The sequence below is a fragment of the Gammaproteobacteria bacterium genome (assembly GCA_016705365.1).
Classification (GTDB): Bacteria; Pseudomonadota; Gammaproteobacteria; order Pseudomonadales; family UBA5518; genus UBA5518.
This window is the reverse complement of record JADIYI010000002.1, coordinates 498,558-518,754: the sequence shown is the minus strand read 5'-3', so window position 1 is coordinate 518,754 and position 20,197 is coordinate 498,558. Positions and strand designations below refer to the sequence as shown.

The 20,197-nt window shown below is 63.8% G+C and carries 20 protein-coding genes; 18 read left to right on the top strand and 2 right to left on the bottom strand.

The genetic code is table 11. The annotated features are described in order from the left end of the window. Nucleotide 1: 1 nt before the first annotated feature. The 3 genes from IPF49_02520 to IPF49_02510 are packed head-to-tail and all read left to right on the top strand — an operon-like array spanning nucleotide 2 to nucleotide 1,383. Nucleotides 2–367, top strand: a complete 366-nt coding sequence (locus tag IPF49_02520) for an iron-sulfur cluster assembly accessory protein (GenBank protein MBK6286521.1) — start codon at nucleotides 2–4, stop codon at nucleotides 365–367. Next, complete coding sequence (gene sufT / locus IPF49_02515) at nucleotides 367–900, top strand: putative Fe-S cluster assembly protein SufT (GenBank protein MBK6286520.1); 534 nt, start codon at nucleotides 367–369, stop codon at nucleotides 898–900. Before IPF49_02520 ends, sufT begins: the two co-directional genes overlap by 1 nt. 54 nt (nucleotides 901–954) lie before the next feature. Next, nucleotides 955–1,383, top strand: coding sequence for a SufE family protein (locus IPF49_02510; GenBank protein MBK6286519.1), 429 nt, complete (start codon nucleotides 955–957; stop codon nucleotides 1,381–1,383). On the opposite strand, the gene IPF49_02505 is transcribed toward IPF49_02510, so the two are convergent. Then, a complete protein-coding gene (locus tag IPF49_02505; GenBank protein MBK6286518.1) occupies nucleotides 1,384–2,577 on the bottom strand; it encodes a hypothetical protein in 1,194 nt (397 codons plus the stop codon). Between the two features lie 112 nt (nucleotides 2,578–2,689). Between IPF49_02505 and IPF49_02500 the strand changes: the two genes are divergently transcribed. From IPF49_02500 to IPF49_02430, 15 genes are all read left to right on the top strand, one after another. After that, the gene (locus tag IPF49_02500; protein ID MBK6286517.1) at nucleotides 2,690–3,085 is read left to right on the top strand and encodes an MAPEG family protein; all 396 of its coding nucleotides are present in this window, start codon (nucleotides 2,690–2,692) and stop codon (nucleotides 3,083–3,085) included. A gap of 1 nt (nucleotide 3,086) precedes the next feature. Then, the gene (locus IPF49_02495) at nucleotides 3,087–3,881 is read left to right on the top strand and encodes a thioesterase family protein (protein MBK6286516.1); all 795 of its coding nucleotides are present in this window, start codon (nucleotides 3,087–3,089) and stop codon (nucleotides 3,879–3,881) included. 88 nt (nucleotides 3,882–3,969) lie between these two features. Continuing rightward, nucleotides 3,970–5,076 carry an S-(hydroxymethyl)glutathione dehydrogenase/class III alcohol dehydrogenase gene (locus IPF49_02490; GenBank protein ID MBK6286515.1) on the top strand — a complete coding sequence of 369 codons (1,107 nt, stop codon included), beginning with the start codon at nucleotides 3,970–3,972 and terminating at the stop codon, nucleotides 5,074–5,076. A gap of 35 nt (nucleotides 5,077–5,111) precedes the next feature. Continuing rightward, nucleotides 5,112–5,951 (top strand): S-formylglutathione hydrolase, encoded by an 840-nt coding sequence (fghA, locus tag IPF49_02485; GenBank protein MBK6286514.1) that lies wholly within the window; start codon nucleotides 5,112–5,114, stop codon nucleotides 5,949–5,951. Then, nucleotides 5,944–6,441, top strand: coding sequence for an NAD(P)H-dependent oxidoreductase subunit E (locus IPF49_02480; GenBank protein MBK6286513.1), 498 nt, complete (start codon nucleotides 5,944–5,946; stop codon nucleotides 6,439–6,441). The genes fghA and IPF49_02480 overlap by 8 nt, the downstream gene beginning before the upstream one ends. Further along, entirely contained in the window at nucleotides 6,438–8,012 is a 1,575-nt protein-coding gene (locus IPF49_02475) for a formate dehydrogenase (protein ID MBK6286512.1), read from the top strand. Before IPF49_02480 ends, IPF49_02475 begins: the two co-directional genes overlap by 4 nt. A 106-nt stretch (nucleotides 8,013–8,118) precedes the next feature. After that, the gene (gene fdhF, locus IPF49_02470; protein ID MBK6286511.1) at nucleotides 8,119–10,983 is read left to right on the top strand and encodes a formate dehydrogenase subunit alpha; all 2,865 of its coding nucleotides are present in this window, start codon (nucleotides 8,119–8,121) and stop codon (nucleotides 10,981–10,983) included. An 11-nt stretch (nucleotides 10,984–10,994) separates the two neighbouring features. Continuing rightward, on the top strand, nucleotides 10,995–11,789 hold the full coding sequence (gene fdhD / locus IPF49_02465) for a formate dehydrogenase accessory sulfurtransferase FdhD (GenBank protein MBK6286510.1): 795 nt from the start codon (nucleotides 10,995–10,997) through the stop codon (nucleotides 11,787–11,789). 13 nt (nucleotides 11,790–11,802) lie between these two features. Beyond that, nucleotides 11,803–12,021 carry a formate dehydrogenase subunit delta gene (locus IPF49_02460; GenBank protein MBK6286509.1) on the top strand — a complete coding sequence of 73 codons (219 nt, stop codon included), beginning with the start codon at nucleotides 11,803–11,805 and terminating at the stop codon, nucleotides 12,019–12,021. A 306-nt stretch (nucleotides 12,022–12,327) separates the two neighbouring features. Then, nucleotides 12,328–13,044: a transglycosylase SLT domain-containing protein gene (locus tag IPF49_02455; protein MBK6286508.1), complete on the top strand. Its 717-nt coding sequence runs from the start codon at nucleotides 12,328–12,330 to the stop codon at nucleotides 13,042–13,044. 109 nt (nucleotides 13,045–13,153) lie between these two features. Continuing rightward, nucleotides 13,154–14,434, top strand: coding sequence for an alpha/beta fold hydrolase (locus IPF49_02450; protein MBK6286507.1), 1,281 nt, complete (start codon nucleotides 13,154–13,156; stop codon nucleotides 14,432–14,434). A gap of 3 nt (nucleotides 14,435–14,437) precedes the next feature. After that, complete coding sequence (locus IPF49_02445) at nucleotides 14,438–15,217, top strand: VacJ family lipoprotein (protein ID MBK6286506.1); 780 nt, start codon at nucleotides 14,438–14,440, stop codon at nucleotides 15,215–15,217. A 114-nt stretch (nucleotides 15,218–15,331) separates the two neighbouring features. After that, nucleotides 15,332–16,849, top strand: a complete 1,518-nt coding sequence (locus IPF49_02440; GenBank protein MBK6286505.1) for a DUF3300 domain-containing protein — start codon at nucleotides 15,332–15,334, stop codon at nucleotides 16,847–16,849. A 2-nt stretch (nucleotides 16,850–16,851) separates the two neighbouring features. Continuing rightward, the gene (locus IPF49_02435; protein MBK6286504.1) at nucleotides 16,852–17,796 is read left to right on the top strand and encodes a DUF2950 domain-containing protein; all 945 of its coding nucleotides are present in this window, start codon (nucleotides 16,852–16,854) and stop codon (nucleotides 17,794–17,796) included. 24 nt (nucleotides 17,797–17,820) lie between these two features. Further along, on the top strand, nucleotides 17,821–18,207 hold the full coding sequence (locus IPF49_02430; GenBank protein MBK6286503.1) for a hypothetical protein: 387 nt from the start codon (nucleotides 17,821–17,823) through the stop codon (nucleotides 18,205–18,207). 22 nt (nucleotides 18,208–18,229) lie between these two features. Here IPF49_02430 and IPF49_02425 read toward each other — a convergent pair whose 3' ends face one another. Next, complete coding sequence (locus IPF49_02425) at nucleotides 18,230–20,194, bottom strand: alpha-amylase (GenBank protein ID MBK6286502.1); 1,965 nt, start codon at nucleotides 20,192–20,194, stop codon at nucleotides 18,230–18,232. Between the last annotated feature and the right edge of the window lie 3 nt (nucleotides 20,195–20,197).

The following is a 20,197-nucleotide window of genomic DNA, read 5'->3' as shown; positions in this document are numbered from 1 at the left end:
CATGGAAGTACAGCTTATCGATCCGCAGGCGCCGCTGGTTGTCACCGACGCCGCGGTGCGCCATTTCCGCGAGCAGATCGCCGCCGCGCACGCCGCCGGTATCCGGCTGTGCGTGAAGGAAAGCGGTTGCACCGGGTATATGTACGTGGTCGATCTCGCGGAAAAAGCCGGGGACGATGACCTGCTCATGCAACTGGCAGACGATGTACGCCTGTTCGTGGATCGCGCCTCGCTGCCGATTCTGCGCGGCACCACCGTCGATTTCGTGCGCGAGGGCCTGAACAGCGTGCTGCGTTTCGGCAACCCCAATGCGCAGGATCATTGTGGCTGCGGCGAGAGCTTCAGCATCGGCGAGGCGCGCGCCTGATGGAGCGGCGTATCGTGGTGACCCAGCGCGACTGCCCTGCGCGGCTGGTTCCGGTGGGAACGCCGATCACCATAGCGAAGGACACCTTTGTCACCATCACCCAGGCGCTCGGCGGCAGCTATACCGTGACCGTCAACGGCAATATGGCGCGGGTGGATGGCACCGATGCCGATGCGCTCGGGATGGAGGCGCTGGAATTGCGTTTCGCGGAGCATCCCGGCGACGGGATCTCCGAGGAGCAGGTGTACCAGGCGCTGGAGACGGTCTACGATCCGGAAATACCGGTCAATATCGTGAATCTCGGCCTGATCTACAGTGTTGCGATCGACCAGGCAACGGCCACGGTCAGTATCCGCATGACCCTGACCGCACCGGGCTGCGGCATGGGACCGGTACTGGTCGGCGATGTGGAGTACCGGGTCGCCAAGGTACCCAACGTCAGACATGTCGCGGTTGACCTGGTGTTCGATCCGCCGTGGTCGCGCGAGATGATGTCCGACGAGGCGCGTCTCGAGACGGGAATGTTCTACTAGACGAATTCATCGGCGCCGGTCGCGCTACCGGGTGCCGGCAATACGGGATGTGGTGTGGAAAATCCTTACGGCACGCAAATCACGGCCGCCGATGTGGTGGAGACGCTGGGCTTCTTCGACAACTGGGAGGATCGCTACCGCTACATCATCGATCTCGGCAGGCAACTTCCGGCGATGCCGGAATCGCACAAGCGCGAGGAGTTGCTGGTTCGTGGCTGCCAGAGCCAGGTGTGGCTGGACTGGCGCGAGTGCGCGGGGCGGATGGTGTTCGAGGTCGACAGTGATGCGCATATCGTGCGGGGACTGATCGCGATCGTGCTGAGCGCCTATAACGACAAGACGCCAGGCGAAATCCTGGCCTTCGATATCGATGCGTATTTCACCCGGCTCGATCTGCTCTCGCACCTCAGCCCGACCCGGGGCAACGGACTGCGTGCGATGGTGCAGCGTATTCGCGATATTGCCCGGGCCGACGAGGCCTGATCACGGATCGCGCCACGGCAGGAGCGCGCCCGCATCTGCCTGCCTTGCCACGCCACGCCAATAGAAGCGCAGCCACGCCGGGCGTGTATCGCGCTCGGCATTGGCCGCGAACCGTTCCCAGCGCTCCAGCCAGTCTTCGGCGATTTCCCAGCCACCCCGCGGGTCGGCAAATATTGCCCGCTGCACGCGCTCGCGATCGATCGCGTACGAGGCCGGCAAATGGCCCGGATTGCGCATCACGCGCCGGTGAAACAGCTCGAAACGCCACCACAGGCTCGAGCTGTCGGGACTGCCGGTGGGGTGGCCGCAATCGCGAGCGCGGTTGAAATCGAGCGGGCGGAATATACCGAGGCAGGGTGCAGAGGTGCCGCTCGCCCAATGGGATGCGCCCTGATCGCCGAGCTCGCTGATCCAGCTCGAAACGGTCTGGCTGGCCGCGATCAATCCTCCCGCATGGACGCAGGGGGCCTGCATCGCCCCGTTCACGATGCTGAAACGGGGTGCGGGCCGTGGACCGTGATCGGCCAGCACGCCGGCTGCGGTACTGGTCGAATGCACCTCGCGGGCGAGACATTCGACCCGTGCGCGCCGGCTGCGACTGGCGGCGATCAGGGTGCGCAACGGGCGTGAGTAGCGGCTCAGTCCGGGGATCGTCAGGCCATTGGAGATGGCACGCACGCCGCGTGTCACGCGCTCGGTCGCCACGCGCTGCCCGGCCGTCTCGATCACCCAGGCCTGGTGCCGGTCGGCGACCAGAAAACTGTTGTGATAGCGAAAGCCGGGGTTGCCGTATGCGCAGCGCCCGCCCTGGCCGTGCGTTTGCACCAGTTCGCAGACGAGTTCGACCGCCTCCGTGGCGCTCGCGGTGCGCTCCAGCGCAAGCCGCACGATATCCATCCCGAGCAGGCCCTCGGGTGCGAATGCCGCGCGGGTGAATACCGCCTCGTTGCCGATCACGACGCCGTGTTCGTTGGCGCCCATTTCCGCGCCCCACATCCAGTACGGACGGCTGAGAATCAGCGCGTGGGTGTGACGTACCTGGGGCAGCGTGTGCCAGGTGCAGCGAAGTCGTGCACCCGGCGGGTGATCGCGGGCCGCGACCCAGTTCAGCACCTGGGCTTCGTTCGGATCACGATCACTGTTCTTTGCAAATATCACGCGATCGGTGTCCACGACCACGAAGGTGTCGCACATCCTGCCTGCTCCGCTGCCAGTCGTTATGCACCATAGAGCAGCAGTGCAGACAATGCACGAAGGTGGCCCTAGAATCCGCATGGCGAATTTTTCATGGCAGGGGGATGCGAGGATGGGAATCGGACAATTTGTCTGGACCAGCGGAGTGACGCTGCTGGCGTTGATCGTATATTTCTGGGTCACCTTGCGCGTCGGCCAGGCGCGCATGAAGCATGGGGTGCAGGCGCCTGCGACCACGGGTGCGCCGGAGTTCGAACGCGCATTCAGGATTCAGCAGAATACCCTGGAGCAGATCGTGTTCTTTCTGCCCTCGCTGTGGCTGTTTGCACTGCTGGTGAGCGATATGTGGGCCGGCGTGGCCGGTGCAGCCTGGGTGCTCGGACGGGTGCTCTATGTCCTCGGTTATGCAAAAGCCGCGGAAAAACGGGGCCTGGGCTTCGCGATTGCTCTCCTGGCGAGCGTGGTGCTGCTGCTCGGTGCGCTGGTCGCCTGGTTCATGGCGCGCTGAGATGTGTTCGTTTGCTCTCGATACCGCGGTGGAGCGGGTGCAGCAGGGCAGCTACCGCGGCCATATCGAGTCCGGGTGGGATATCGCAGGCAACGCCAACGGGGGTTACCTGCTGGCGCTCGCGGCACGCGCGATCGCGCTGGAAACCGCTCGCCCCGATCCGGTGACGATCACCGCTCATTATCTCAGCCCTGGCCGGGCGGGTCCGGTTACGGTCGAGGTGCAGGTACGCAAGCAAGGCCGGCGTTTCGCGGTCGCCACCGCCACGCTCTACGCGGGTTCCATCCCGCTGTTGCAGGTGTTGGGTACCTTTGGTGATTTGGGGCAAACAGTGGCGGGAATCGAGCGCATAGACGCTGCGCCGCCCGAGTTGCCGCGGCCGGAGGAATGCGCACCGCACGTTTCGGCCAACGGCGCGCCGCCGCTGTTCGACCAGCTGGATCTGCGTCTGCATCCGGAAGATGGTGGCTTCATGCGCGGTGCGCCGAGCGGCCTGTTGCGTGTGCGTGGCTGGTTCCGGTTTCCGGAAACCGACACCGTGGATACGCTGGGCCTGTTGCTTGCGGTCGATGCGTTTCCACCCACGGCATTCAACGCGCACCCGGTCGCATGGATCCCGACGGTCGAGCTGACCACGCATGTGCGCGCGCGTCCCGCCCCGGGGTGGTTGCGCGCCAGTTTCAGCTCGCGATTCCTGAGCGGCGGCTTTCTCGAGGAAGATGGCGAGATCTGGGACAGCAACGATCGGCTGGTCGCGCAGTCGCGGCAATTGGCCCTGCTACCACGCAGGGAATGAACTCCAGGCACGGTCCTCGGGCGCGCCGAACCCTGCCGGATCGGGTTAGAATCGCCTCATTGTCGTTCATGCATGGAGCTTCACCGGGATGAAAACACGTGCCGCGGTCGCATTCGCTGCCGGAAAGCCGCTGGAAATCGTCGAGGTGGATCTCGACGGACCCAGGGCGGGCGAAGTGCTGGTCGAGATAAAGGCGACCGGGGTCTGTCACACGGATGCGTTCACACTCTCGGGCGATGATCCGGAAGGTGCGTTTCCCGCCATTCTGGGACACGAGGGTGCGGGCATCGTGATGGAAGTCGGGCCCGGTGTGAAATCCGTGAAGCCGGGCGATCACGTGATACCCCTGTACACGCCGGAATGCCGCGAGTGCGATTATTGCCTGCACCCGAAAACCAATCTGTGCCAGGCGATTCGTGCCACCCAGGGACAGGGCCTGATGCCCGATGGCAGCAGTCGTTTCTCGCTCGATGGCAAGAAATTGCTGCATTACATGGGCTGTTCCACGTTCTCGAACTACACCGTGCTGCCCGAGATCGCGGTGGCGAAAATCCGCCCCGACGCGCCGTTCGACAAGGTGTGTTACATCGGTTGTGGCGTTACCACGGGTATCGGCGCGGTGGCGTTCACGATGAAGGTCGAGCCCGGTTCGACGGTGGCGGTGTTCGGGCTCGGTGGTATCGGACTCAACGTGATCCAGGGCGCGCGGATGGTCGGGGCGAGCCGCATCATCGGCGTCGATCTGAACGAGAGCAAGGTGGAACTGGCGCGCAAATTCGGGATGACCGACTTCGTCAATCCCAGGGATGTGGCGGATGTGACCCAGGCCATCGTGGACATGAGCAATGGCGGCGTCGACTACAGCTTCGAGTGCATCGGCAATGTGAAGACCATGCGCCAGGCGCTGGAGTGCTGTCACAAGGGCTGGGGGCAGAGCTGCATCGTCGGGGTCGCGGGTGCCGGACAGGAAATCTCGACCCGCCCATTCCAGCTGGTTACCGGTCGCGTCTGGCGGGGTACCGCATTTGGCGGTGCGCGCGGGCGCACCGATGTGCCGAAAATCGTCGACTGGTACATGGACGGCAGAATCCGCATCGATGAACTGATCACCCACACCATGCCGCTGGACGATATCAACAAGGCATTCGACCTGATGCACGCGGGCGAGAGCATCCGTTCGGTGGTGCTGTATTAGATCAGCCCGAAGGCTGGCACAAAGGGAGAGGGCGCATGGAACAGATCGCATCGCACCGGTGTTTCGGGGGCCAGCAGCTGCGTTTGCGCCACCGCTCGGAAGTCCTCGATTGCGACATGGTGTTTTCGCTGTTCCTGCCGCCGCAGGCGCAGGAGCGAGCGGTGCCGTTGCTGCACTGGCTGTCCGGCCTGACCTGCACGGACGAGAACTTCGTGTTCAAGGCCGGTGCGCAGCGTTACGCCGCCGAGTACGGCATCGCGATCCTGGCACCGGATACCAGCCCGCGCGGTGAGACGGTGCCGGATGATCCCGATGGGGCCTGGGACTTTGGCCTCGGGGCGGGCTTCTATGTCAATGCGACCGAGCTGCCCTGGAGCGCTCACTACCGCATGTATGATTACGTTTGCCGCGAACTGCCGGCGCTGGTGCTGGCCCGCTTTGCGCTCGATGCCGGTCGCCAGTCGATCAGCGGACACTCGATGGGCGGTCACGGCGCGCTCACCATCGCATTGAAAAATCCGGGCTGCTACCGCTCGGTCAGTGCCTTCGCCCCGATCTGTGCGCCGATGGAGTGCCCGTGGGGCGAAAAGGCGCTCGGCAATTATCTCGGTGCCGAACGCGCGGCGTGGGCAGCGCACGACGCTTCGCAGTTGATCGGGCGTGCAACCGAGCAATTGCCGATGCTGATCGACCAGGGAGAGGCCGACAACTTTCTGCTCGAGCAACTCAAGCCCGAGCGTCTGCAACAGGCGGCCGCCGCCGCCCGCTACCCGCTCACGCTGCGGATGCAGGCGGGCTACGATCACAGCTACTATTTCATTTCCAGCTTTATCGGCGAGCACGTGGCCTTTCATGCAGGACATCTCCATGCCTGATGCGCGCCCGCCGCCGGATGCCGCCATACGCGAGTGCGTGGACGCCGCGCTGCGCGAGTTCAGGGGTGTTCCCGGCGCACTGTTGCCGGTTCTGCAGGCGGTGCAGGAAGCGCTCGGTCATGTGCCGCCGCAGGCCGTGGCGCCGATCGCCGAAGCGCTGAATCTCTCGCGCGCCGAAATCCACGGTGTGCTGAGTTTCTACCATGATCTGCGCACCGTGCCGGGCGCCCGGCGACGGCTTCAGCTGTGCCGCGCCGAAGCCTGTCAGGCGAGCGGTGCCCGGGCCCTGGAAGCGGCCGCAAGGCAGCAACTCGGTATCGCGCCGGGTGAGATAACGGCCGATGCGGCCTGGAGCCTGGAGGCGGTGTATTGCCTCGGCAACTGCGCCTGCGGCCCCTGTGTTCGCATCGACGATGCGATATATGGTCGGGTCGATGCGCAGCGCCTCGCGCTGCTGCTGGGTGCAACCACCGCCCGGCCAGGCGCATGACGATGCGGCTGTTCGTACCCAACGACACCAGTGCCTGTTCGCTGGGCGCTGATGAGGTTGCAGCGGCGCTCGCTGCCGAGGCGACAGCCCGTGGCATCGATATCGAGCTGGTGCGCAATGGCTCGCGTGGCGCGTACTGGCTCGAACCGCTGGTCGAGGTGCACACCGCCGCCGGGCGACTCGGATTTGGCCCGGTGGGGGTTGCGGATGTTGCGTCGCTGTTCGACAGCGGCTTTGATGCAAACAGCCATCCCCTCGCGCTCGGCAACCTGGCCGAGTTGCCCTGGCTTGCGCGCCAGCAACGGGTGAGCTTTCGCCGCGTGGGTGAAATCGATCCGTTGTCGATCGCGGATTACCGTGCCCATGACGGCCTGCTCGCGCTGCACAGAGCGCTGGCACTTTCGCCGCAGCAGATAGTCGATGCGCTGAAGGAATCCGGGCTGCGCGGGCGTGGCGGCGCGGCGTTTCCGGCCGGCATCAAGTGGCAAACCGTGCTCGATGCGCCGTCCAGCCAGAAATACGTCGTGTGCAATGCCGAGGAGGGCGATTCGGGTACCTTCGCCGATCGTCTGCTGATGGAAGCCGATCCGTTCCAGCTGATCGAAGGCATGATCATCGCGGGCCTCGCGGTGGGTGCCACCCGGGGCTATATCGGGCTGCGCGTGGAGTACCCGCGCGCGGCCCGGGTATTGCGCCAGGCGCTGGAACTGGCGCGGGCCGATGGCTGGCTGGGCGCGGATATCGCGGGCAGCGGGCGCGCTTTCGAGATCGAGTTGCGCATCGGTGCCGGTGCCTATATCTGTGGCGAGGAAACCGCGCTGCTCGAGAGCATCGAGGGGCGTCGTGGCATGGTACGTGCCAAGCCACCGCTTCCCGCCATCAAGGGCTTGTTCGGCGAGCCGACGCTGGTGCACAACGTGTTGAGCCTGGCTGCGGTCACGACGGTGCTGGAGCAGGGCGCGGATTTCTACCGCCGCCACGGCGTCGAACGTTCGCGCGGCACGCTGGCGGTGCAACTCGCCGGGAACGTGCGCCGCGGCGGTGTGATCGAGCTCGCATTCGGGTTGTCGTTGCGCGAGGTGCTCGATGATTTTGGCGGCGGGACGCTGAGCGGGCGAGCGCCGCGCGCGATCCAGGTCGGTGGTCCCCTGGGTGCCTATCTGCCGCAAGCGCAATGGGATACGCCGCTCGATTACGAGGCCTTCGGCGCGATCGGTGCGCTGCTCGGGCACGGTGGCGTGGTGGTTTTCGACGATACCGTGGATATGCACGAACAGGCGCGATTCGCGATGGAGTTCTGTGCTCTCGAATCCTGCGGCAAGTGCACGCCGTGCCGCATCGGCTCGGTGCGCGGCGTGGAAGTGATAGAGCGCATCGGGCGCGGCGAGAAGCGGGCACAGAACCTGCGGTTATTGCAGGATCTGTGCGACACGATGAGCGCCGGTTCGCTGTGTGCGCTGGGCAGCCTGACGCCGTTGCCGGTGCTGAGCGCGCTGAAGCATTTCCCGGCGGATTTTGCCCGCGATCCCGTGGCCGGTAGCAGCAACATCGCGCTGCTGGACACGCTGTAGATTCGTCGCTTCGGAGCCGACGGTCGCGCGCGCCATCCCGGCCGGCGCAGTGGCGGGCTTTGGCGATGCCTGGTTTTGTGATCGATGACACTGGGAGGATGCTGCCATGCTGCAGTATTACGAACCCCGCAAGGATTTTGGCACGCCGGCGCCGGCCAGCGGGCGCCAGGTTGCGCTGAACATCGACGGCTTCGAGACGCTGGTGCCCGAGGGCACATCGGTGATGCGGGCCGCGGCAATCGCGGGCATCAAGGTGCCGAAGCTGTGCGCCACCGATTCGCTGGAGGCGTTTGGCTCGTGTCGCGTATGCCTGGTGCAGATCGGGGGCCGCAAGGGCTATCCGGCATCATGCACCACGCCGGTCGAGCCTGGCATGGTGGTGCGTACCCAGACGCCGGAGCTCGCGCGGCTGCGCCGCAATGTGCTCGAGCTGTACATTTCGGATCATCCGCTCGATTGCCTGACCTGTGCCGCCAACGGTGATTGCGAATTGCAGGATGTAGCGGGCGCGGTCGGCTTGCGCGAGGTGCGTTACGGCTTCGACGGCGCGAATCACCTGCACGCGGAAAAAGACCAGTCCAATCCCTATTTCAGTTTCGATCCGGCCAGATGCATCGTGTGCTCGCGCTGTGTGCGTGCCTGCGAGGAAGTGCAGGGCACCTATGCGCTGACCGTCGATGGACGCGGATTCGCGTCGCGGATCGCCGCCGGCATGGACGAATCGTTCCTGGAATCGGATTGCGTTTCCTGCGGCGCCTGCGTGCAGGCCTGTCCGACCGCCACGCTGCAGGAAAAATCCGTCATCGAACTCGGTCAGCCGGAACACAGCGTGGTGACCACCTGCGCCTATTGCGGCGTCGGCTGCGCCTTCCGCGCCGAGATGCGTGGCGACACGGTGGTGCGGATGATGCCGCACCGGGATGGCAAGGCCAACGAGGGACACTCCTGCGTCAAGGGGCGCTTCGCGTTCGGCTATGCGACTCACAAGGATCGCATCACCACGCCGATGATCCGCGACAGTATCGATCAGCCGTGGCGCGAGGTCTCGTGGGAGAAAGCGATCGCGTTCGCCGCCGCGCGCCTCAGGAGCATTCAGCAGCAATACGGTCGCAACAGCATCGGTGCGATCACCTCGTCGCGTTGCACCAACGAGGAAACGTTCCTGGTACAGAAGCTGGTGCGGACCGCATTCGGCAACAACAACGTCGATACCTGCGCCAGGGTCTGCCACTCTCCGACCGGCTATGGGTTGAAAACCACGCTTGGCGAGTCAGCCGGTACGCAGTCCTTCAGCTCGGTCGCCGAGGCCGATGTGATCATGGTGATGGGTGCCAATCCCACCGATGCGCACCCGGTGTTCGCTTCGCGGCTGAAACGGCGGCTGCGCGCGGGCGCGCAGCTGATCGTGGTCGATCCGCGGCGCATCGAGCTGGTGAAGAGCGCGCATGTCCAGGCCGCGCATCACCTGCAGCTTCTTCCCGGCAGCAATGTCGCGTTCATCAATGCGATGGCGCACGTGGTGGTCACCGAAGGGCTGGAGGACCGGGAGTTTGTCGAGGCGCGCTGCGACATCGATGCCTGGCAGCGCTGGCGCACCTTCATCGGTGATGTGCGGCATTCACCCGAAGCCACCGAAAATGTCACCGGGATACCGGCAGCGGAACTGCGCGCGGCGGCACGTCTGTTTGCCGGTGCCGGCAATGGCGCGATCTATTACGGACTCGGCGTGACCGAGCACAGCCAGGGTTCCACCGCGGTAATGGGTATTGCCAACCTGGCGATGGCAACCGGAAATCTCGGGCGCGAGGGGGTTGGCGTCAACCCGTTGCGGGGTCAGAACAATGTGCAGGGTTCCTGCGACATGGGTTCGTTCCCGCACGAATTTCCCGGCTACCGGCATGTGTCGGACGCCGCGGTGCGCGGACGTTTCGAGGCCGAGTGGAATGTCGAACTCGATGGCGAGCCCGGTTTGCGTATTCCGAACATGCTGGATGCCGCGCTCGATGGTCATTTCAAGGCTTTGTATTGCCAGGGCGAGGATATCGCGCAATCGGATCCGGATACCCAGCACGTCGAGGCCGCGCTGCGCTCCTTCGAATGCCTGATCGTGCAGGACCTGTTCCTGAACGAGACCGCGATGTTTGCCCATGTGTTTTTTCCGGGCGCGACCTTCCTCGAGAAGAACGGGACCTTCACCAATGCCGAGCGACGCATCTCGCCGGTGCGACGCGCGATGGCGCCGGTGGCGGGCATGGAAGACTGGGAAATCACCCAGGCGTTGGCGAATGCGCTCGGTTACCCCATGCGTTATACCCATGCCTCCGAGATCATGGACGAAATCGCACGCCTCACGCCCACCTTCAGCGGTGTGAGCTTTGCATTGCTCGACCGTCTGGGCAGCATTCAGTGGCCGTGCAACGAGGCCAGTCCGGAGGGCACCGCCACGATGCACGTTGACACCTTCGTGCGCGGCAAGGGGTTTTTCGCGATGACGCCGTTCGTGCCGACCGAGGAGCGTGCCAGCCGGCGTTTTCCGTTGCTGCTGACCACCGGACGTATCCTGTCGCAGTACAACGTCGGGGCGCAGACGCGCCGGACCGCGAATATCGTGTTCCATGGCGAGGATCTGCTGGAAATCCATCCCGCGGATGCCGAGGAGCGTGGTATCGGGGAAGCCGACTGGGTGGGGCTGCGGAGCCGCACCGGCGAAACCGTGTTGCGTGCGCATATCACCGAGCGGGTCCAGCCGGGCGTGGTCTACACCACGTTTCATCATCCGTGGAGCGGTGCCAACGTGGTCACCACCGGGAATTCCGACTGGGCCACCAACTGCCCGGAGTACAAGGTCACCGCGGTGCAGGCCACGCGTGTCACTTCGCCCTCCGGGTGGCAGCGGCGCCAGCGCGAGTTCGCGCTGCGCCAGCGCGAACTGCTGGCGATGGCAAGCGAATCCAGCGGCGATCGCGATTGAGCAGCGAGCCGATGGCGGCGGACTGCCGGCGCGATTTGCCCGTAACGCGCTGGCCGGAGCGGCGCACCCCGGTTTGTGATGCGGTTGCCGAGGAGGTAGCGGTAGCGCTGAGCTACAACGGGATCTCCCACGTGGTGATGATGATGACACCGGCGGACCTCGAGGATTTTGCATTCGGCTTCAGTCTTTCGGAGGGCGTGGTGGAGCGCGTCTCGGAGATTCATGGCGCCGAGGTGCTGCGGCACGAGGCGGGTTTTGAACTCGCGGTAACGATCAGCGGCGAGCGCTTTGCAAAGCTCCGCCAGGCGCGGCGGAACCTTGTCGGTCGCACCGGTTGCGGGCTGTGCGGCGCGGAATCGCTCGAGCAGGCGATACGCCCGGTGCCGCAGGTAGCGGATGGTGTGCGCGTCGCAGCTGCGGCAATCGATCGCGCGCTGGCGGCGCTGGACACGCGTCAACCGCTGCAGGGCGCTACCGGGGCGGCGCATGGTGCGGCATGGTGCGACGTGTCCGGCGACATAGTCTGCATGCGGGAGGATGTGGGGCGTCACAATGCCCTCGACAAGCTGATCGGTGCGGTGGCACGCAGCGACTTGCCGCTCGATGGCTTTGCGCTGGTGTCGAGCCGCGCCAGCTATGAAATGGTCAGCAAGTCCGCGCGTGCCGGCATGCAGGTGCTGGTGGCGGTGTCGGCCCCGACCACGCTGGCCGTGCAGCTTGCCGATCAGGTCGGGCTGACGCTGGTCGGTTTTGCCCGGCCCGGCCGTTTTTCGGTCTACAGTGCAGCATTGCGCATCGCGTTATGAACAGGGGGCGGGAATGGGACAACACGAGTTGGTGCATCTGAGCCGGATGCTGGAACAGATTGCCGCGAATTTTTGCTGGGAATCCGATCAGGAACGCGCTGCGGCCGCGGTGGCGGCGCATATCAAGCGTTTCTGGTCGCCGGATTTGCGGGCTCAGGTGGTGGCCGCGGCCACATCGGGAAGCATCAGCCCGGGGCCGGTGGCGCGGGCTGCGATCCGCCAGCTGGATTGATCGCGCTCGGTATGCGCGTCCGAATCCCGGACGCACGGTCTTTTCTTCCATCCATCGCAAGAGGCATGAATGTTCATCGATGGTACCGGGCTCTCTGGAGAGCGGACCCGGGCGCGAAGGTGCGCGCGTGGGACTCGAGGAATACCTGGAGACCAAGCTGGGGGGATTCAGCATCTGAGGGCCGCGAAAACGCGCGCCAGACGCAGTCCGCGCAGGCGCCCGGGCCGTTCGACAAAGCGATGGCCAAAAGCGGCGGTCTGGCGCGGTTGGCTGAAGCGGTTCCGTCGCGCGCCGGTATCCGTGCAGATGATCTGCACCATTGTGGCCACGCTGTCGTGCTGGTTCTTGCTCAACGGGATCTACCACGTGGTGCGCAAGCCATCGGAACTGTTCTTTCCGGTGAGCGGCGCGCTGTACAAGACGCCGACGCAGACCTGGCGCGATTACGCCCCGATCTTTCGTGCCCACTCCACTGCGGTGATGACGCCTGGGCTGCTCGCCGCGCTGGCCCAGGTCGAAGCCTCGGGCAACCCTTTGGTGCGCACCTATTGGCGCTGGTCGCTCACGCCCGATCCCCTCGATATCTACCGGCCGGCATCGAGCGCGGTTGGCATGTTCCAGATCATCGACGGCACTTTTGCGGAAGCGCGCCGCTATTGCATCCACGATCATGTGGTGGTCGAGGACGGGCCGTGGCACGATTTCGATTCATGCTGGTTCAACAGCCTTTATATGCGCGTGCTGCCGAGTCATGCGGTGGAGCTCACCTCGGCGTACCTCGATCGGCGAGTCGCCGATACGCTGGCGCGCCAGCGTGCCGCCGGGGCATCGCTGTTGCGACGCCAGGAGCTTGCGACGCTGATCCACCTGTGCGGCGCCGGGGCGGGAAATGCCTTTGTGCGCCGCGGATTTGTCCTGAGCGCGCACCAGCGCTGCGGAGATCACGACGTGCGCGCCTACCTGAACAAGGTTGCGCGCATGCAGGCGGAGTTTGCGCGCCTTGCGGTCCGCACTCCCGCGTGAGCGCCGCGGAGGCCTCATTTTGTCCCGAGCATTGCCGCCGCTGCCGTTTCATCGTTATTCTGCACATCCGCAAGAACACATGGGTCTGAAAATGCCACGTATAGCCTGGATGGCAATTTTGTTCCTGAGCGCGCTGTCGCTCGGGGCCAGGGCCTACGATTACCCGATCCAGGACCGCTTCGCCGCGACCATTGTCGGGACACCGGAGAAATATGCCGCGGTCTTGCCCGCGCATGTTCCGGTCAAGGTCTACGAGTTGCCAGGAATCAAGGAGATTCCCAGGCAGTTCTGGTACCAGAAAGGGCCCAAGTTCTCGGTGGCGAAGCAGAAGGGTCGGGCACCGCTGGTGTTTCTCATCGCCGGTACCGGTGCAGCCTACGATTCATCGAAAATGGTCTTCCTGCAGAAAGCGCTGTACGGTGCCGGTTTTCATGTTGTCAATATTTCCTCGCCCACGCATTTCAATTTCATCGTCAACGCGTCGACCAGTTCGCTGCCCGGATACCTGCCCGATGACACCCTTGACCTGTATCGGGTCATGGAACAGGCGTGGGCGCTGATTCGCGGAGATGTCGAAGCGAGTGAGTTCAGTGTCGGCGGCTACAGCCTTGGCGGCATCAACGCGGCATTTCTTGCCGCCCACGATGAGCAGGCCGGCAGTTTCGGCTTTCGCCACGCGCTGATGATCAACCCGCCGGTCGATCTCTACAGTTCGGTGACGCTGCTGGACGGGTACCTGCGTGACAACGTCCCGGCCGAGGAGGCGGGAACCTTTCTCGATCAAGTCATCGACCGCCTGGCTACAGCCTACAATCCCGATAATGGCATGCGCCTCGATGGTGACTTTCTGTTTCGCGCCTACGAGAGGCGCGGGAGTTTTGCTGAAGATCCGCTCATCGAAGGCGGCAACGCGGCCGCGGCGTTGATCGGCATGTCGTTTCGGCTGTCATCGAGCGCCATGCTGTTCGCGGGCGACGTGATGGCCCGCACCGGTTACATCGCGCCCGCGGACAAGAATTTCGGTCGCGCCGAAAACCTCGATTATTACGCGTGGGCGAGTTCGCACGTGCCGTTCGCCCGCTATGTCGATGAGTTGCTGGTGCCTGAGCTGATGAAGCGTCATCCGGGCAAAACGCGCGAACAGTTGCTGCACGAGGCGAGCCTGCGCGGTATCGAACCCTACATCCACTCCAGCAGCAAGATCTATGCGCTGACCAATGCCGACGAGATCATCCTCGCGCCGGGAGAACTCGAATACCTGCGTGCCGAACTCGGTGAGCGCATACACATCTATCCCTACGGAGGACACTGCGGCAATATCAGCTATCGCGATAACGTACGCGACATCATCGCGGTGTTTCGCGGTGAAGCGCTGGCGAGCGGAGCCTGACCCATGAAAGCCAAAACGCTTGCCCGCCTGTTGTTGCTGATCGCCTGTACCGGAATGATTGCCCCCGTGATCGCCGCGGAGCCGAAGCCGGTATTTTCCGATGTTCCGGATCCGGCCAGCGTGAAGCTTTTCTTCGAACCGCCGACGTCGCTGGACGGTACCATGCTGGAAGTAAACGACCCGCTCGAGGCGTTCAATCGCAGGATGTACACCTTCAACGCGGGTTTCGATCACGTGGTTTTCCTGCCGGTGGTGAATGGCTACCGTTGGGTGATGCCGGACTTCGCCGAGCGCGGGGTCAGGAATTTTTTCGGCAATCTGCTGGAAATCCGCAATTTCATCAATAATGCGCTGCAGTTCAACGGCAAGGACAGCGCGGTCACCCTGGGGCGTTTTGCGATCAACACCACGGTTGGCCTGGGCGGCTTGTTCGACCCCGCGACCAGGATGGGAATGCTGGTGCGCAAGGAGGATTTTGGTCAGACGCTGGGGCGCTGGGGTGTGGGTGCGGGGCCTTACCTGGTGTTGCCGTTGCTGGGCCCCTCGGGTTTGCGCGATGCCGGTGGACTCGCGGTGGATTTCGCGGTCCAGTATGCAATCGACCCGCTGAACATCAATGGCGATTCCGACAGGGACGACGAGCGCATCGCCCTGAACCTGCTCAATGCGGTGAATACCCGGGCCAACACCGCGTTCCGCTATTATCAAACCGGTTCGCCGTTCGAGTACGTGCTGGTGCGCTATGCCTACACCCGCATGCGCGAGGTCGAGGTCGAACGCTGAAGCCGTGCAATCGCCGGTGAATTGACGGGACAGAGGTGATTTGTGCATGATTCGGAGATGTTGTCTGCAACGGCAAATGTTCGGGAATCAACGCGTGCGCCGAGGAGAGTGACCATGAGTATCAACGGTTTTCGCGGCCTGCCGCTCATGCTGGTGCTGGCTGCCGGCATGCAGTTGACGGGTTGCAGCGACGACAAGGAGGCATCCGCGACGACGCAGATGCAGTCGAGCACCGCGGGCGCAGCGGTGGCGGGGTCGACAATGCCGGATGCAGCCAACGCCTGGTCAGCCGAGTCGCTGGAGGAACTGCTGGCACCGATCGCGCTGTACCCGGACCCGGTATTGGCACAGGTACTTGCCACCTCGGCCAATCCGCAGGAAGTGCTTGACGCCGGCAACTGGCTGCTGCAGAACGAGGGGTTGGCGGGAAAGGCACTGGAGACAGCGGCAACTGCTGCGGGATTCACGCCACCGATGGTGGCGATGGTCCAGTTCCCCACGGTGGTCGACATGATGTGCATGGAGATGGACTGGACCACCGAGCTTGGCTCGGCGTTTCAGGCCGATGAACCGGGCGTGCTGTCCGCGGTGCAGCGTCTGCGTGTTCAGGCCCGTGACATCGGCAATCTGCAGAGTTCGGAGCAGATGAAGGTAGTGACCGAGGAACGCAACAACCAGCAGGTCGTGGTGGTGGAGCCCGCCGACCCGCAGATCGTCTACGTGCCCCAATATAATCCCACAACGGTCTACACCACGCCGCCACCGGCGGCAGCGGCCGTGGCACCCGCGGCGGCGGTCGAAACCGGTCACAGCACCGGTACGCTGATAACGACGGGTTTGCTGGCGTTTGGCGCCGGCATCCTGGTCAATGAAATGTTCGATGATGATGACCACCATGATAATTATTACCCAGCCTGGGGTTACGGTGGCGGGGGCTATTACCCTCCACCGTACCGGCCGGTCTATGGCGGCGGATTCCACCCGGCCTACGGTTACAACCGGCCCCCCAACTACCAGCACGGTTTCAACAACAACAACGTGATCATCAATACCGGTGGCAACGACTACTGGAACCGCTTCGACAACAGCAAGAAAAACAATTATCGCAACAAGGCCCAGAGTCCGATCTCCGCGGCGCGCCCGAACCGCCCTGAATTGCAGCAGCGCGCTAACGCGCAGCCGGCAGCGAGGCAACAAGCTGGTGCATGGAAGGGACAGGGCAGTTATGCAGGTGCGCAGCAGGGCAACCGGCCGAAGGGCACCGAGGCGCGTTCCCCGACGGCACGTCCCGCGACGACACCTGGCGCGAAAAAGCCGCCTTCCGGCAGTTACGCCGGTGCAAAGCCGGCGACTCGCCAGCAGCCCGCAGGTGCACGCGATCGCGGTCGCAGCACCAGCGCCGCGGCACGGCCGGCCACGAAGCCGGCCACGGCGCCGGCCGCCAATCGCAGCCAGCAGCGTCAGCTGCCTTCCGCAAGCAACAAGGCGCAGCCCAGTCGCGCCAGTGGATTCCAGCAGTCGCAGGGCAGCGGCAAGGCTGACAGGGCCGCCAGCCAGCGGGGGCGTTCCAGCATGTCGCAAGGGGCCAAGCCGCAGCAAAAAGCCAGATCCGCGCCGAAACGAGGGAAGTGATCATGAACCGGTTTTTCAAATGCAGTTCCTTGCTGGTGGTCCCAGTTCTATTGCTGACGCTGCTGGGCGCGCCAGAGGCAAGCGCGCAGGAGCACCGGGGATTCGCCAGCGCCGACGAAGCGGTCGGCGCATTGATCACCGCGCTCGAAAGCGACGATCTTGCGCAACTCGGCCTGTTGTTCGGGCCGGGAAGCGAGGCCGTGGTGTCCTCGGGCGATGCGGTGGCGGACAACACCGCGCGCGAGAATTTCGTGGCCTCATACAAGACGCGCCACTCCCTGGTCGACGCGGGTGATGGCACCCTGGTGCTGCAGGTAGGCGATGACGAATGGCCGCTGCCCATTCCGCTGGTGGAGCGCGACGGTCAGTGGTACCTCGATGGCGCTGCCGGCGTCGAGGAACTCACCTTTCGCCGGATCGGCGGCAACGAGCTTGGTGCAATCGCGGTTTGTCGTGGCTTCGTGGATGCGCAACTGGAGTACGCGGCGCAGGGACACGACGGCAACGAGCCTGGCATCTTCGCGGCGAAGCTGCTGAGCGATCCTGGCCAGCACAACGGTCTTTACTGGGAGTCGGCAGAAGGCGAGTCGCCGAGTCCTGCGGGCCCCGCGCTTGCGGCGGCGGCCGAGGAGGGTTATCGGGCCGCGCTCGGTGGCAAGCGAACCGCCTATCATGGCTATTACTACCGGATGCTGTTCGCACAGGGCGCCAATGCCGAAGGCGGTGCCACGGAGTATTTCGTCGATGGCTACCTGACGCAGGGCATTGCCCTGCTGGCGTGGCCCGCGAGCTATCGCAGCAGCGGGGTGAAGAGCTTCATGATCAACCATGACGGCGTGGTCTACGAGAAGGACCTCGGCGAGAACAGCGGCGAAATTGCCGAGTCAATCCGGCTTTTCGATCCGGATGACTCGTGGTCGATCGTCGAAGAAGCTCCCGAATCCTGAGCCGCACGGAGGCGCGAGTCCGCGATGCCAGGGTTCAACAAGATCGTGCTGTTCACCGATGGCGATGGCCGTGCCCGCTTTCGCGAGGAGCGGCTGGCGTTTTCCGAGGGGACCCCGCAGTCGATGCTGTCCGCGCTGTTGCCGGGCGCTGGTCTGCAGCTTCGCGAGAGTCCGAGTGGCTTTCGCAGCAGTTTTCACTGCACCACGACACCACAATGGGTATTCATTCTGAGCGGTCGCATGGAAATCGGGTTGCAGGATGGCAGCTCGCGTGTCTTCGGGCCGGGAGACCACTTCTATTCGGATGATGTCCTGCCTGCTGGCACGGCATTCGATCCTGCAGTGCACGGCCACTGGAGTCGGGCACTCGGCGAGGAGCCGCTGGTTACGGCGTTCGTGCGCAGCGCCTGAACCGGCGCCCGCCACCTGCGCTTCAATGCGATCTGCGATCGCTCAGCCAGTAGAAACGAAAGCCGGGTATCACCAGGTCCTCACCATCCATCAGCGGCGATTCTCCGCTGTGGAGATCCTGCAACTGCACCTGCGAGAACAGGCCGCGGTTGCCGAGTTCGCCCAGCCGCATTGACTGCGCGTTGCTGTCGAAATTGCAGGCGACGAGCACGTTGTCGCCTTGCAGTCGCGGATTGTTGCGCATGAACATGAACAGGTGCGGATTGTCCGTCTGCAGCAGTTCGCGATTGTTGTAGTCGGCGAATGCGGGCGTGCTCTTGCGCACTGCGATCATTTTCTTCAGGCCATCGAAAATGCGCTGCTCCACGCTGCCGCGCTGCTTGCGCAGCTCTGCCCGCTGCCAATCGATGGTCGGGCGATGCATCCAGCGGTTGTCGTGCATCTTGCTCTGGTCATCGACAAAGCCGCGATCGTTCATGGTACCGGTCTCGTCGCCATAGTAGAGCAGCGGGATGCCGCCGAAGGACATGATCGCGCCGTGCAGCAGCAGGATCAGGTCGATGCTTTGCTGGATTGCGCTGTCGTCGCCGCGTTCCAGTGCAACTTCGAGACCCGCCAGCGAGGCGAGCGCCCCGGAAATCCGCGCATCGCCGGTTTTCGAGTTCTGGCCGAAGGGCTGGCCGCGGGCCGGCGAGCCGGGAAAGGCGCCGGTGAAATAATCGAGCAGAAAGCGCCGGTGGGCCTGCGGCTGGTAACCGGCACTGACGATATCGCGGTCATCGAAGCCGAGTCCGATATCGTCGTGGCAGCGCACATAATTGAGCCAGGTGGCGCGATCGAGCTTGACCGGCAGATTGCGAATCCCGTGGTTCAGCAGTGCGGCATTGCGGGTCGCCACCGCGTCCCACAGCAACGCCATGTAGGTGGCGTTGTAGGCGATCTCGCACTCCTTGGCGATCACCGCGTCCTCGCCGAAATACTTGATGATCTCCACCGGGGCGACGATGGCTTCCGCGATGAACAGCACGCCGGGTGCGGTGACCTGGCTGCAATCCTTCATCAGCTGCAGTATCAGGTGTGCCTCGTGCTCGTTCTGGCAACTGGTGCCGAGCTTTTTCCACAGAAATGCCACCGCATCGAGGCGCACGATATCGGCGCCCTGGTTGGCCCAGAACAGAATGATGTCCAGCATCTGCACGAACACCGCCGGATTGGCGTAGTTCAGGTCCCACTGGTAACTGTGGAACACCGTCATCACCCATTTTTCCATCGCCTCGTCGAAGGTGAAATTGCCCGGCGAACTCTCCGGGAATATCTCGGGCATGCTTTCCTCGAACAGGTCGGGCAAGCCACGGTCCTCGAACACGTGGTAGTAGTCCTGGTAGACCGTATCACCCTCGCGCGCGCGCCGCGCCCATTCGTGCTCGTCCGAGGTGTGGTTCACAACGACGTCCAGCGTGAGCAGGATATTGCGCCGGCGCATGTCCTTCGCCAGCGCCAGCAAATCCTCGCGGGTCCCTATGCGCTCATCGACATCGCGAAAATTGCTGACTGCATAACCTCCGTCGCTCGCGCCCTGCGGGCACTCGAGAATCGGCATCACGTGCATCATGTTGATGCCAAGTTCCTGGAGATAGCCGAGACGCGAGCGCAACCCGCGCAGGTCACCGGCGAAACCGCCGGTGTAGAGCGCCATTCCCACCCACTCCTGGCTGAGGAACCAGTTGTGGTTCTGCTCGCGCCGGATGTCGATTTGTTTCAATTCGCCGGAACGCTCGATGTAGCGCGTGGCCATGACCTCGACCAGGTGCAGCAGCTGGGCATCGAAATCGCCGCGCTGTCCGTAGAGGTGATGGAACAGCGAGTAGATCGCATAGAAATTCGCTCCGAGCCGCGTATAGAAATGACGCAGGTCGCGTTTGCGGATATCCGGCTTCAGTTCGTCGAGAATCCGGTTGAGCAGCGAGTGTGATACCTGTTCGTACATGGT

What these genes read in the sequence shown, in the direction of transcription:
- IPF49_02520 (MBK6286521.1), top strand. Translation starts at nt 2, where the DNA reads ATGGAAGTACAGCTTATCGATCCGCAGGCGCCGCTGGTTGTCACCGAC.
- sufT (MBK6286520.1), top strand. Translation starts at nt 367, where the DNA reads ATGGAGCGGCGTATCGTGGTGACCCAGCGCGACTGCCCTGCGCGGCTG.
- IPF49_02505 (MBK6286518.1), bottom strand. Translation starts at nt 2,577, where the DNA reads ATGTGCGACACCTTCGTGGTCGTGGACACCGATCGCGTGATATTTGCA.
- IPF49_02500 (MBK6286517.1), top strand. Translation starts at nt 2,690, where the DNA reads ATGGGAATCGGACAATTTGTCTGGACCAGCGGAGTGACGCTGCTGGCG.
- IPF49_02495 (MBK6286516.1), top strand. Translation starts at nt 3,087, where the DNA reads ATGTGTTCGTTTGCTCTCGATACCGCGGTGGAGCGGGTGCAGCAGGGC.
- IPF49_02490 (MBK6286515.1), top strand. Translation starts at nt 3,970, where the DNA reads ATGAAAACACGTGCCGCGGTCGCATTCGCTGCCGGAAAGCCGCTGGAA.
- fghA (MBK6286514.1), top strand. Translation starts at nt 5,112, where the DNA reads ATGGAACAGATCGCATCGCACCGGTGTTTCGGGGGCCAGCAGCTGCGT.
- IPF49_02480 (MBK6286513.1), top strand. Translation starts at nt 5,944, where the DNA reads ATGCCTGATGCGCGCCCGCCGCCGGATGCCGCCATACGCGAGTGCGTG.
- IPF49_02475 (MBK6286512.1), top strand. Translation starts at nt 6,438, where the DNA reads ATGACGATGCGGCTGTTCGTACCCAACGACACCAGTGCCTGTTCGCTG.
- fdhF (MBK6286511.1), top strand. Translation starts at nt 8,119, where the DNA reads ATGCTGCAGTATTACGAACCCCGCAAGGATTTTGGCACGCCGGCGCCG.
- fdhD (MBK6286510.1), top strand. Translation starts at nt 10,995, where the DNA reads ATGGCGGCGGACTGCCGGCGCGATTTGCCCGTAACGCGCTGGCCGGAG.
- IPF49_02460 (MBK6286509.1), top strand. Translation starts at nt 11,803, where the DNA reads ATGGGACAACACGAGTTGGTGCATCTGAGCCGGATGCTGGAACAGATT.
- IPF49_02455 (MBK6286508.1), top strand. Translation starts at nt 12,328, where the DNA reads ATGATCTGCACCATTGTGGCCACGCTGTCGTGCTGGTTCTTGCTCAAC.
- IPF49_02450 (MBK6286507.1), top strand. Translation starts at nt 13,154, where the DNA reads ATGGCAATTTTGTTCCTGAGCGCGCTGTCGCTCGGGGCCAGGGCCTAC.
- IPF49_02445 (MBK6286506.1), top strand. Translation starts at nt 14,438, where the DNA reads ATGAAAGCCAAAACGCTTGCCCGCCTGTTGTTGCTGATCGCCTGTACC.
- IPF49_02440 (MBK6286505.1), top strand. Translation starts at nt 15,332, where the DNA reads ATGAGTATCAACGGTTTTCGCGGCCTGCCGCTCATGCTGGTGCTGGCT.
- IPF49_02435 (MBK6286504.1), top strand. Translation starts at nt 16,852, where the DNA reads ATGAACCGGTTTTTCAAATGCAGTTCCTTGCTGGTGGTCCCAGTTCTA.
- IPF49_02430 (MBK6286503.1), top strand. Translation starts at nt 17,821, where the DNA reads ATGCCAGGGTTCAACAAGATCGTGCTGTTCACCGATGGCGATGGCCGT.
- IPF49_02425 (MBK6286502.1), bottom strand. Translation starts at nt 20,194, where the DNA reads ATGTACGAACAGGTATCACACTCGCTGCTCAACCGGATTCTCGACGAA.